Origin of the sequence: Vibrio brasiliensis LMG 20546, assembly GCF_000189255.1 — a bacterium.
In the GTDB taxonomy this organism is placed as follows: domain Bacteria; phylum Pseudomonadota; class Gammaproteobacteria; order Enterobacterales; family Vibrionaceae; genus Vibrio; species Vibrio brasiliensis.
The window spans coordinates 1-12,763 of the sequence record NZ_AEVS01000032.1 but is presented as its reverse complement, the minus strand read 5'-3'; the positions used below and the strand labels follow the sequence as shown (position 1 = coordinate 12,763).

The window sequence follows — 12,763 nt, the reverse complement described above, 5'->3', positions numbered from 1 at the left end:
CGAGAAGCGAGAAGCGAGAAGCGAGAAGCGAGAAGCGAGAAGCGAGAAGCGAGAAGCGAGAAGATTTTGGAAGGGTTGGCAGCACACGTCAACCCTTTTCTTTTAAATTCAGACAATTAGACCAAGTAATTAGCCAGCACTGCCTGCAACATTCGACCCAATCACCACAAGCTCCTCTCGAAAGGGCGAAGCCTGGTCTCGAAGCGAAGCGCTCTAACATCTCGCAGGACGAAGTCCGTTCTCGAAGCGAAGCGCTCTAAACTCTCGCAGGGCGAAGCCCGTTCTAGTTCCCCATAAAACAAAAAAGGCACCCGAAGGTGCCTTTTGTCATTTCTTACTCAACGATTACTCGTCAGCAGAGAAACCAGCGTTTAGTAGTGCTGCAAGGTTGTCAGTAGCTTGTTCAGCTGAAGGACCTTCTTGCTCTTCTGCACGCTTAGCTTGACGATCTTGGTGGTAAGCGAAACCAGTACCTGCAGGGATTAGACGACCTACAATTACGTTTTCTTTCAGACCACGTAGTTCATCACGCTTACCAGAAACCGCAGCTTCTGTTAGTACGCGAGTTGTCTCCTGGAACGATGCCGCAGAGATGAACGATTCAGTTGCTAGAGATGCTTTAGTGATACCTAGTAGTTCACGTTCGAAGCGTGCTGGCTCTTTGCCTTCAGCTTCTAGTGCACGGTTAGCAATCTTAACGTTAGCGTATTCTACTTGCTCACCAGCTAGGAACTCAGAGTCACCAGCGTGAGTAATAGTACACTTACGTAGCATCTGACGAACGATAGTTTCGATGTGCTTATCGTTAATCTTAACGCCCTGTAGACGGTATACTTCTTGAACTTCGTTCGCGATGTATTGAGTCACAGCGTGGATACCACGTAGACGTAGAATGTCATGTGGAGACTCTGGACCGTCTGCGATCACGTCACCACGTTCAACTTTCTCGCCTTCGAATACGTTAAGCTGACGATGCTTAGGAATCATCTCTTCGTACGTCTCGCCGCCATCACGAGTGATAACTAGACGACGCTTACCTTTCGTTTCTTTACCGAAGCTCACAGTACCTGTGTGCTCAGCAAGGATCGCAGGCTCTTTAGGCTTACGTGCTTCGAATAGGTCAGCAACTCGTGGAAGACCACCGGTGATATCTTTGTTACCGCCAGACTTCTGAGGAATACGTGAAAGTGTATCACCCACACCTACTTCAGCGCCGTCTTCGATGTTAACGATAGCTTTACCAGGTAGGAAGTAGTGAGCTGGCATTTCAGTACCAGGGATCATTACATCGTTACCTTGCTCATCAACAAGTTTGATTGCTGGACGCATATCTTTACCTGCTGCTGGACGAGCTGCCGCTTCAGTTACTTCGCTTGAAGATAGACCAGTTAGGTCATCTGTTTGACGAGAAACTGTAACACCGTCGATCATGTCAACGAATTGGATGCGACCTGCCACTTCAGTGATGATTGGCATTGTGTGCGCTTCCCAGTTCGCTACTGTTTCACCAGCTTGAACTGCTTCGTTGTCGCCTTTGCTCAGTAGAGAACCGTAAGGTAGTTTGTGTTTCTCTTTCGTACGGCCGAACTCATCAATGATAGTTAGTTCAGATGCACGAGAAGTAATTACAAGCTTACCGTCTTTGTTCGTTACGAACTTAGCGTTGTGTAGCTTAACTGTACCTGTTGTCTTAGCTTGGATGCTGTTCTCTGCTGCTGCAGTAGATGCCGCACCACCGATGTGGAACGTACGCATTGTAAGCTGTGTACCCGGTTCACCGATAGACTGAGCAGCGATAACACCAACTGCTTCACCTTGGTTCACTAGGTGACCACGTGCTAGGTCACGACCGTAACACTGTGCACAACAACCGAAGTCCGCATCACAGGTAACTACAGAGCGCACTTTCATGCTGTCTACTGAGTTCTCTTCCATGATTTGACACCACTTCTCATCAATTAGAGTGTTACGTGGAATCAGAACTTCTTCAGTACCTGGCTTAAGAACGTCTTCAGCAACTACACGACCTAGAGCTAGCTCAGAAAGTGCAACTTTAACGTCACCACCTTCGATGTGTGGCATCATGTCAACACCTTCGTGTGTGCCACAGTCATGTTCGTGTACTACAACGTCTTGAGCAACGTCTACTAGACGACGAGTTAGGTAACCCGAGTTCGCTGTTTTCAGTGCCGTATCCGCAAGACCCTTACGAGCACCGTGCGTTGAGATAAAGTACTGAAGTACGTTTAGACCTTCTTTAAAGTTCGCTGTGATAGGCGTTTCGATGATTGAGCCATCTGGACGAGCCATCAGACCACGCATACCCGCTAGCTGACGAATCTGAGCTGCAGAACCACGAGCGCCCGAGTCAGCCATCATGTAGATGCTGTTGAACGACTCTTGCTGCTCTTCTTCACCGTCACGGTTAACTACCGTTTCAGATGAAAGGTTTTCCATCATCGCTTTTGCTACGCGATCGTTGGTCGATGCCCAAATATCGATCACTTTGTTGTAGCGCTCACCCGCAGTTACAAGACCAGATTGGTACTGTTCCTGAATTTCGCGAACTTCTGCTTCCGCTTCTTCGATCTCAGTGTACTTAGCTGCAGGTACAACCATGTCGTCGATACCAACAGATACACCAGAAAGTGCCGCGTAAGCGAAACCTGTGTACATGATTTGGTCAGCAAAGATTACCGTGTCTTTCAGACCAAGCTTACGGTACGCTTCGTTAAGTAGGTTAGAGATTTGCTTCTTACCTAGCTTCTGGTTAACGATGCTGTACGGTAGACCTTCCGGTACGATTTGCCATAGCATTGCACGACCGATAGTTGTATCAACCATCTTAGTCTCAGTAGTGCTATTACCATCTTCGTCTTTAACAGTCTCAGTGATACGAACTTTAACGCGAGCGTGTAGCTCAGCAGTCTTAGTACGGTATGCCTTTTCAGCCTCAGCAGGGCTAGCAAGGTACATACCTTCGCCTTTCACGTTGATCTTGTCACGAGTCATGTAGTAAAGACCCAATACAACGTCCTGAGAAGGTACGATGATCGGATCACCTGACGCTGGCGACAGAATGTTGTTTGTCGACATCATCAGAGTACGAGCTTCAAGCTGTGCTTCTAGAGTTAGAGGCACGTGAACCGCCATTTGGTCACCATCGAAGTCCGCGTTGTACGCCGCACATACTAGTGGGTGTAGCTGAATCGCTTTACCTTCGATTAGTACTGGTTCGAACGCCTGGATACCTAGACGGTGAAGTGTAGGTGCACGGTTCAATAGTACTGGGTGTTCGCGGATTACTTCGTCCAGGATATCCCAAACGATCGCTTCTTCGCGCTCTACCATCTTCTTAGCAGCTTTGATTGTAGTCGCAAGACCACGAGTCTCTAGCTTGCTGTAGATGAATGGTTTGAATAGCTCAAGTGCCATCTTCTTAGGAAGACCACACTGGTGCAGACGAAGGTATGGACCTACTGTGATTACAGAACGGCCAGAGTAGTCTACACGCTTACCTAGAAGGTTCTGACGGAAACGACCTTGTTTACCCTTGATCATATCAGCAAGAGATTTCAGAGGACGCTTGTTCGAACCAGTAATCGCACGACCGCGACGACCGTTATCTAGAAGTGCATCAACAGACTCTTGCAGCATACGTTTTTCGTTACGTACGATGATGTCCGGAGCAGCTAGCTCTAGTAGACGCTTCAAACGGTTGTTACGGTTGATTACGCGACGGTATAGGTCGTTCAGATCAGAAGTCGCAAAGCGACCGCCATCTAGTGGTACTAGAGGACGTAGATCTGGCGGAAGTACCGGAAGCACAGTCAGGATCATCCACTCTGGGTTGTTACCAGATTGAACGAACGCTTCAACTAGCTTCAGACGCTTAGTGATCTTCTTACGCTTAGTCTCTGAGTTAGTAGACTGAAGCTCTTCACGCATCTCTTCGATTTCAGCAGGTAGATCCATAGACGCAAGTAGGTCTTTGATCGCTTCTGCACCCATCTTAGCCGTGAATTCATCACCCCACTCTTCTAGACGATCCAGATACTCTTCTTCAGTAAGCATCTGAGATTTTTCTAGATCAGTCATACCTGGTTCAGTTACTACGTACATTTCGAAGTAAAGAACACGTTCGATATCACGTAGAGGGATATCCATTAGTAGACCGATACGAGACGGTAGCGATTTTAGGAACCAGATGTGAGCAACTGGTGATGCAAGCTCGATGTGGCCCATACGGTCACGACGAACTTTAGTTTGTGTAACTTCAACGCCACACTTCTCACAGATTACGCCACGGTGTTTCAGACGCTTGTACTTGCCACAAAGACATTCGTAGTCTTTTACTGGACCAAAGATACGCGCACAGAACAGACCATCACGCTCAGGCTTGAACGTACGATAGTTGATCGTTTCAGGTTTTTTAACTTCACCGAAAGACCATGAACGGATCATGTCTGGTGAAGATAGACCGATTTTGATTGCATCAAATTCTTCGGTCTTATGCTGCGCTTTTAGAAAGTTTAATAAGTCTTTCACAATCAGCTCCTGTAAGGAGTTAAAAGGAGCTCACCCGCAAAAGTGAGCACCTTCTACCAAATAATCCCGTGGGATTACTCTTCGTCTTCTAGCTCGATGTTGATACCTAGCGAGCGAATCTCTTTCAACAGTACGTTGAACGATTCTGGCATACCAGGTTCCATGCTGTGGTTACCGTCTACGATGTTCTTGTACATCTTAGTACGGCCGTTAACGTCATCCGACTTAACTGTTAGCATTTCTTGTAGCGTGTAAGCAGCACCGTATGCTTCAAGTGCCCATACTTCCATCTCACCGAAACGCTGACCACCGAACTGAGCTTTACCACCAAGTGGTTGCTGAGTTACCAGGCTGTACGAACCAGTCGAACGAGCGTGCATCTTGTCATCAACAAGGTGGTTCAGTTTCAGCATGTACATGTAACCAACAGTTACAGGACGCTCAAACGCATCACCAGTGCGACCATCAAACAGCGTTAGCTGACCAGATTCTGGTAGGTCACCTAGTTTTAGAAGCTCTTTGATTGATGATTCGTTAGCACCATCGAATACCGGCGTTGCAATCGGTAGACCGCCACGTAGGTTAGAGATCAACGTGCGAACTTCATCATCAGATAGAGACGCGATGTCTACTTTCTGACGAGTTTCACCAAGATCGTAAACCTTCTGTAGGAAGTCACGGAACTTAGCTAGCTCTTGCTGCTCTTTAACCATCTGGTTGATCTTGTCACCGATACCTTTCGCTGCCAGACCTAAGTGTACTTCTAGGATCTGACCGATGTTCATACGCGAAGGTACACCCAGTGGGTTAAGTACGATGTCTACAGGCTGACCTTTTTCATCGTAAGGCATGTCTTCAACAGGGTTGATCTTAGAGATTACACCCTTGTTACCGTGACGACCCGCCATCTTATCACCAGGCTGGATGCGACGTTTAACCGCTAGGTAAACTTTAACGATCTTCAGTACGCCAGGTGCTAGATCATCACCTTGTGTGATCTTGCGACGCTTAGTTTCAAACTTCTTATCGAAGTCTGCACGTAGCTCGTCATACTGCTCTGCTAGTTGCTCTAGCTGAGTCTGTTGAGCATCGTCTTCAAGCGTTAGTTCTAGCCACTTCTTACGATCGATAGCATCTAGTTTAGCTTCAGTGTAACCACCGTCGATTAGTACAGCTTTAACACGGTTTAGAAGGCCACCCTCAAGAATCTGGAATTCTTCAGTAAGGTCTTTCTTCGCTTCTTTAAGCTGCATCTGTTCGATTTCAAGTGCACGTTTGTCTTTTTCAACACCGTCACGAGTAAATACTTGAACGTCGATGATAGTACCTGAAACTGAGTTTGGTACGCGTAGAGACGTATCTTTAACGTCTGACGCTTTCTCACCGAAGATAGCACGTAGTAGCTTCTCTTCAGGAGTTAGCTGAGTTTCACCTTTAGGAGTTACTTTACCTACAAGGATGTCACCGCCTTTAACTTCCGCACCGATGTAAACGATACCTGACTCGTCTAGTTTAGACAGAGCAGACTCACCTACGTTTGGAATATCAGCTGTGATCTCTTCAGCACCAAGCTTAGTATCACGCGCCACACAAGATAGTTCTTGAATGTGGATAGTCGTGAAACGGTCTTCTTGAACTACGCGCTCAGATACTAAGATCGAGTCTTCGAAGTTGTAACCGTTCCAAGGCATGAACGCGATACGCATGTTCTGACCAAGAGCTAGTTCACCAAGGTCTGTTGAAGGACCGTCAGCAAGAACGTCGCCACGCGCTACAGGTTCACCCGGCATCACACATGGACGCTGGTTGATACACGTGTTTTGGTTAGAACGAGTGTATTTAGTTAGGTTGTAGATATCGATACCTGCTTCGCCAGGGATCAGCTCGTCTTCGTTAACTTTAACAACGATACGAGAAGCATCTACAGACTGGATTACACCACCACGTTTCGCTACCGCTGTAACACCAGAGTCAACTGCGATGTTACGCTCGATACCAGTACCAACTAGAGGCTTGTCAGCCTTAAGTGTTGGAACTGCCTGACGTTGCATGTTCGCACCCATCAATGCACGGTTCGCATCATCGTGTTCTAGGAACGGGATAAGCGATGCAGCGATAGATACAACCTGGTTAGTTGCAACGTCCATGTAGTCAACATGTTCGCGTGGGTGTAGACCAGATTCACCTTTCTGACGAGCTGTGATTAGCTCTTCAGCAAATGTGCCTTCTTCAGTAAGAACAGTGTTCGCCTGAGCGATAACGTACTGACCTTCCTGAATAGCAGATAGGTAATCTACTTCGTCTGTTACTACGCCATCTACAACGCGACGGTATGGAGTCTCTAGGAAACCGTACTCGTTACAACGCGCAAACGCAGATAGAGAGTTGATCAGACCGATGTTTGGACCTTCAGGCGTTTCGATAGGACATAGACGACCGTAGTGAGTTACGTGTACGTCACGTACTTCGAAGCCAGCACGTTCACGAGTAAGACCGCCAGGACCCAGTGCAGAAATACGACGCTTGTGCGTTACTTCTGATAACGGGTTGTTTTGGTCCATGAACTGAGACAGCTGTGAAGAGCCAAAGAATTCTTTAACCGCAGCAGAGATAGGCTTAGCGTTGATTAGGTCTTGAGGCATGATTGCATCAAGGTCACCAAGGCTTAGACGCTCTTTAACAGCACGTTCAACACGTACTAGACCTACGCGGAATTGGTTTTCTGCCATTTCGCCAACAGAACGGATACGACGGTTACCTAGGTGGTCGATATCGTCCACTTCACCGATGCCGTTACGGATAGCGATAAGCTTCTTCATCACTTCGATGATATCAGTTTCATCTAGTGTGCCTTGCTCTTGAGCATCTTCACGTTCGATAGAGCTGTTGAACTTCATACGACCAACAGTCGATAGATCGTAACGCTCTTCCGAGAAGAATAGGCTTTCGAATAGTGCTTCAGCAGCTTCTTTCGTTGGCGGCTCGCCAGGACGCATCATGCGGTAGATTTCTACCAATGCAGAAATACGATCAACAGTGCTGTCGATACGTAGTGTTTCTGACATGAACGGACCGTGGTCTAGATCGTTAGTAAATAACGTCTGTAGAGCTTTGTGGCCTGCCTGAGAAAGGTTAGCTAGTGCTTCAAGGCTGATTTCCTGGTTTGCACCAACAATGATCTCGCCTGTCGCTTCGTTGATGTAATCTTTCGATGCAACTTTGCCTACGATGTACTCAACTGGTACTTCGATATGCTCAACGCCATCTTTTTCAAGCTGACGGATGTGGCGTGCAGTTACACGACGACCAGTCTCAACGTAAGTCTTGCCGTTTGCTTCGATGTCGAACGACGCAGTTTCACCACGTAGACGATCAGGAACAAGCTCCATTAGAAGAGTTTGATCTTTAACTTCGAAGTTCACCTTCTCGAAGAAGATGTCCAGGATCTCTTCTGTCGTCTTACCTAGTGCGCGAAGAATGATAGATGCTGGTAGCTTACGACGGCGGTCGATACGTACGTACAGGTTATCCTTAGGATCAAACTCGAAATCAAGCCATGAACCACGGTAAGGAATAACGCGTGCATTGTATAGAACTTTACCTGATGAGTGGGTCTTACCCTTATCGCTGTCGAAGAATACGCCAGGGCTTCTGTGCAGCTGGGATACGATAACCCTCTCGGTACCATTGATAACGAAGGTACCATTGTCTGTCATAAGCGGAATTTCGCCCATGTAGACTTCTTGTTCTTTAATGTCTTTTACAGTACCTGCTGGCGCGTCTTTATCAAAAATAACCAGGCGTAGTTTTACGCGTAGAGGTTTTGAATAAGTTACGCCGCGGATTTGACATTCTTTAACGTCAAAAACTGGCTCACCAAGACGGTAGCTAACGTATTGCAGCTCGGAATTGCCGTTGTAGCTCTGAATCGGAAATACAGAACGGAAAGCAGCTTCAAGACCGTATTGACCTTCAGGATCCTGTTCGATGAATTTTTCGAACGAATCGAGCTGGATCGATAGCAGGTATGGAATGTCCAACACTTGTGGACGAGTACCAAAGTCCTTACGGATGCGCTTTTTCTCGGTATAAGAGTAAACCATGGGGTTCCTCAGCTCGCTGATAAGTGACCCAAACTGTCTCTGGTAGTATGAGACAGTGACTAAATATCTGTTTGATTGTAGTGACATCGCATTAAGAGCAAATGAGATGTTTTTTGCTAGGTATTTGGGTGCTCAAACAGCGGAAAAATCACCCAACCCCTACAGCGCAAAAAGGCCGGTGGTTATAAAACCACCAGCCATTAGCCGTTAGGCTAAGAAACTATGCAATAATTACTTAACAGTAACACTTGCACCAGCTTCTTCTAGCTGAGCTTTAAGAGCTTCAGCTTCGTCTTTCTCTACGCCTTCTTTAAGAGGTGCAGGAGCGCCGTCTACTAGAGCTTTAGCTTCTTTAAGACCTAGGCCAGTTGCGCCACGTACTGCTTTGATTACAGCAACTTTGTTACCGCCAGCAGATTCTAGGATTACGTCGAATTCAGTTTGCTCAGCAGCAGCTTCGCCACCAGCAGCGCCGCCAGCTACAACAGCAGCAGCAGCAGAAACACCGAATTTCTCTTCCATTGCTTCGATTAGTTCAACAACTTGCATTACAGACATTTCTGCAACTGCATCTAGGATTTGCTCGTTAGTAATAGACATAACAATTCTCTTTTAAATCAACAATAAGTTTATTAAGCAACCAGAAAAAAGCAAGGCTTACGCCGCAGCTTCTTCTTTTTGATCGCGGACAGCAGCGAATGTGCGTACCAGCTTGCCTGCAGAAGCTTCTTTCATGCACATCATTAGGCGTGCGATTGCTTCGTCGTAAGTTGGTAGTGTCGCTAGTACTTCAGCGTCAGTTAGCGCGCCTTCAAATGCAGCAGCTTTGATCTCGAAGTCTTTGTTCTCTTTAGCGAAGTCTTTGAAAAGACGCGCTGCAGCACCTGGGTGCTCGTTAGAGAATGCGATTAGAGTAGGACCAGTGAATGTCTCAGTTAGACATGCGTAGTCTGTACCTTCAACCGCACGACGCATTAGAGTGTTACGAACAACTCTCATGTAAACACCAGCTTCACGAGCTTGTTTACGTAGAGAAGTCATTGCGCCCACTTCAACGCCACGAGAATCAGCTACAACTGCAGAAAGTGCACCACTGGCAGCTTCGTTGACTTCAGCAACAATTGCTTTTTTGTCTTGAAGGTTTAAAGCCATCTTGGATTTACTCCTGGTTGTCGTTACACCACTCACTATTATCACAACAGTGAGAGCTATTTAGGTGCTTCCCAGAAGAAAGTTAACTATTTACATAGAGCTTTCTGTCAGTTCGGGCACCATCTACGTAGGAAAATTAAGCCATCATTTGTAAAACAAATTCAGACACCTACGGTCTTGGACGGAGACTGGGTCATAATTCATAGTGAATTCCGGGAGGAATTCGATGAACCAAAGTTCAGCCCCAACCACAAATATTAGGCGCAAAATTATACACTAATTTCGCGCCTAAGCAAATAAATTATGCTTGAGTGTTCAGGCTACCCTGATCAACAGCAACACCAGCACCCATAGTAGTAGAGATGCTTACTTTCTGCAGGAATGTACCCTTAGCAGAAGACGGCTTAGCTTTCTTCAGAGCAACTAGAAGAGCTTCTAGGTTCTCTTTGATCTGCTCAGCAGAGAAGTTTGCTTTACCGATAGTAGTGTGGATGATGCCGTTCTTGTCGTTACGGTAACGAACCTGACCAGCTTTAGCGTTCTTAACAGCTTCAGCAACGTTAGGAGTTACAGTACCAACTTTAGGGTTTGGCATTAGACCGCGAGGACCTAGGATAGTACCTAGTTGACCTACAACGCGCATTGCATCTGGAGAAGCAACAACTACGTCAAAGTTCATTTCGCCTTTCTTCACTTGCTCAGCAAGATCTTCCATACCAACGATGTCTGCGCCAGCTTCTTTAGCTGCTTCAGCGTTTGCACCTTGAGTGAACACTGCAACGCGGATTTCGCGGCCAGTACCGTGAGGTAGTACAGTTGCACCACGTACGTTCTGGTCAGATTTACGAGCATCGATGCCAAGATTAACAGCAACGTCTACAGACTCAACGAATTTAGCAGTTGCTAGTTCTTGAAGAAGAGCTACAGCTTCGTTGATTTCGTATTCTTTAGTTACGTCAACTTTTTCGCGGATTACGCGCATGCGCTTAGTTAGTTTAGCCATCTTATTAACCCTCTACCACTAGGCCCATTGAACGAGCAGTACCAGCGATTGAACGCTTCATTGCTTCGATGTCAGCACCAGTCATATCAGCAGCTTTAGTTTCTGCGATTTCTTGGATTTGAGCGTCAGTTACAGTACCCACTTTTTCAGTGTTTGGACGACCAGAACCAGACTTAATGCCAGCAGCTTTCTTAAGAAGAACAGCAGCAGGTGGAGTCTTAGTAACGAACGTGAAAGAACGGTCGTTGTATACTGTGATAACAACTGGAGTTGGTAGACCTTTCTCAATAGATTCTGTTTTCGCGTTGAACGCTTTACAGAATTCCATGATGTTAACACCGTGTTGACCTAGAGCAGGACCAACTGGTGGACTTGGGTTTGCCATACCAGCAGCAACTTGTAGCTTGATGTAAGCTTCAACTTTCTTAGCCATGATTATTCCTAATTTTGGGTACAAACGCTAACCAACTGATCAGCTCCCCGTTGATGTAAATTCTTTTTATTTCGGATTGAAACTTACGCTTCAGCCAAAATAATAAGGCGCGAAATTATAGTCATAATTCGCGCCTTGTACAACCCTAAAAAGGTGATTTTTTATACTCTATAAATCAGAGTATTAGTCCAGTTTTTCAACCTGACCAAATTCAAGCTCAACTGGTGTTGCACGACCAAAGATCGATACAGACACTTTAACGCGGCTCTTATCGTAGTCCACTTCTTCAACAGTACCGTTGAAGTCAGCGAATGGACCGTCAGTAACACGTACCACTTCACCCGCTTCGTACATAGTACGTGGACGAGGAGCTTCACTTGCTTTCTCAAGACGGTTAAGAATCGCATCAGCTTCTTTATCAGTGATAGGAGCTGGACGATCAGAGGTACCACCAATGAAGCCCATGACACGCGGCACACTGCGTACTAAGTGCCATGATTCATCGTTCATGATCATCTGAACTAGGACGTAACCTGGGAAGAACTTGCGCTCAGACTTACGACGCTGACCTGCACGCATTTCCACTACTTCTTCAGTAGGGACCAGAACTTCACCAAACAGCTCTTCCATGCTGTGCATTTTGATATGCTCACGAAGAGATTGGGCTACACGGCCTTCAAATCCAGAGAAGGCTTGAACCACATACCAGCGTTTTTTTGGAGCTTCACTCATGAATTAAAACCCTCTATACCCCAGTTGCTAGAGCAACAAGACGAACCATGATGCCGTCGATGCCCCAAAGCACTAGAGCCATTACAATACTTACAGCTAAAACGATTAAAGTAGTTTGCATAGTTTCTTGGCGTGTAGGCCAAACAACTTTACGAACTTCCATACGAGATTCTTTTGCAAACTCAATCGCAGCTTTACCCTTAGTTGTTGTAGCAGCAACACCAAGTGCCGCAGCAATTAGCACAACAACACCTGCAGCACGAATAACTACAGACATTTCACCATACAGGTAATTACCCACAACAGCGGCAGCTAACAGAACAAAAGTGACAATCCACTTAAAGATATCTGCGCCATTTGAGCTATCAGGAGTTTCAGCATTATTTGCTTTCATAAAACCAACCTGTCTAAGTCTTAATATAGACGACAACAACCCCGCTGTTGCAGGGCAAATCCATTAAACGACAATCAAAATAGACTGACGTACTCTTTTATTGACTGAGACGCAACACCTCAACCAAAAAATCCTGCTTAATGTTCGTTTTCACACCAATGAAAGCGACATTTTGTATAGTGCAGAAAAAGGGCATCAAATGATGCCCTTTTTGCTACTGGTTCGTCAAATCTTATTCCAAGATTTTCCGAAGACTTTAGCTAATTCGTAAGAATTAAGCGAAGATCTTAGCAACAACACCAGCACCAACTGTACGGCCACCTTCGCGGATTGCGAAACGTAGACCTTCGTCCATCGCGATTGGAGCGATTAGTTCAACAGTCATCTTGATGTTATCA

9 protein-coding genes and 1 pseudogene are annotated in these 12,763 nt (G+C 46.2%); 1 reads left to right on the top strand and 9 read right to left on the bottom strand.

The genetic code is table 11. The features are described from left to right. Positions 1–260, top strand: a pseudogene (locus RH46_RS22400) (hypothetical protein); the annotation flags it as partial. A gap of 85 nt (positions 261–345) precedes the next feature. Here the strand turns inward: RH46_RS22400 and rpoC are convergent. The 9 genes from rpoC to RH46_RS21735 all read right to left on the bottom strand — a co-directional run. Next, the gene (gene rpoC, locus RH46_RS05555; RefSeq protein WP_006878403.1) at positions 346–4,548 is read right to left on the bottom strand and encodes a DNA-directed RNA polymerase subunit beta'; all 4,203 of its coding nucleotides are present in this window, start codon (positions 4,546–4,548) and stop codon (positions 346–348) included. Positions 4,549–4,622: 74 nt separating this feature from the next. Further along, positions 4,623–8,651: a DNA-directed RNA polymerase subunit beta gene (gene rpoB, locus RH46_RS05550; protein WP_006878402.1), complete on the bottom strand. Its 4,029-nt coding sequence runs from the start codon at positions 8,649–8,651 to the stop codon at positions 4,623–4,625. A gap of 231 nt (positions 8,652–8,882) precedes the next feature. Further along, complete coding sequence (rplL, locus tag RH46_RS05545) at positions 8,883–9,251, bottom strand: 50S ribosomal protein L7/L12 (protein WP_004747612.1); 369 nt, start codon at positions 9,249–9,251, stop codon at positions 8,883–8,885. Positions 9,252–9,308: 57 nt separating this feature from the next. Next, positions 9,309–9,803 carry a 50S ribosomal protein L10 gene (gene rplJ / locus RH46_RS05540; RefSeq protein WP_006878401.1) on the bottom strand — a complete coding sequence of 165 codons (495 nt, stop codon included), beginning with the start codon at positions 9,801–9,803 and terminating at the stop codon, positions 9,309–9,311. A 301-nt stretch (positions 9,804–10,104) separates the two neighbouring features. Next, positions 10,105–10,806: a 50S ribosomal protein L1 gene (rplA, locus tag RH46_RS05535; RefSeq protein ID WP_006878400.1), complete on the bottom strand. Its 702-nt coding sequence runs from the start codon at positions 10,804–10,806 to the stop codon at positions 10,105–10,107. Positions 10,807–10,810: 4 nt separating this feature from the next. Beyond that, a complete protein-coding gene (gene rplK / locus RH46_RS05530; protein ID WP_006878399.1) occupies positions 10,811–11,239 on the bottom strand; it encodes a 50S ribosomal protein L11 in 429 nt (142 codons plus the stop codon). A gap of 183 nt (positions 11,240–11,422) precedes the next feature. Beyond that, positions 11,423–11,971 (bottom strand): transcription termination/antitermination protein NusG, encoded by a 549-nt coding sequence (gene nusG, locus RH46_RS05525; RefSeq protein WP_004415884.1) that lies wholly within the window; start codon positions 11,969–11,971, stop codon positions 11,423–11,425. Between the two features lie 13 nt (positions 11,972–11,984). Continuing rightward, positions 11,985–12,365 carry a preprotein translocase subunit SecE gene (gene secE / locus RH46_RS05520; RefSeq protein ID WP_006878398.1) on the bottom strand — a complete coding sequence of 127 codons (381 nt, stop codon included), beginning with the start codon at positions 12,363–12,365 and terminating at the stop codon, positions 11,985–11,987. Positions 12,366–12,639: 274 nt separating this feature from the next. Further along, on the bottom strand, positions 12,640–12,763 hold a 124-nt coding region (locus RH46_RS21735), incomplete at its 5' end, for an EF-Tu C-terminal domain-related protein (RefSeq protein ID WP_006878397.1).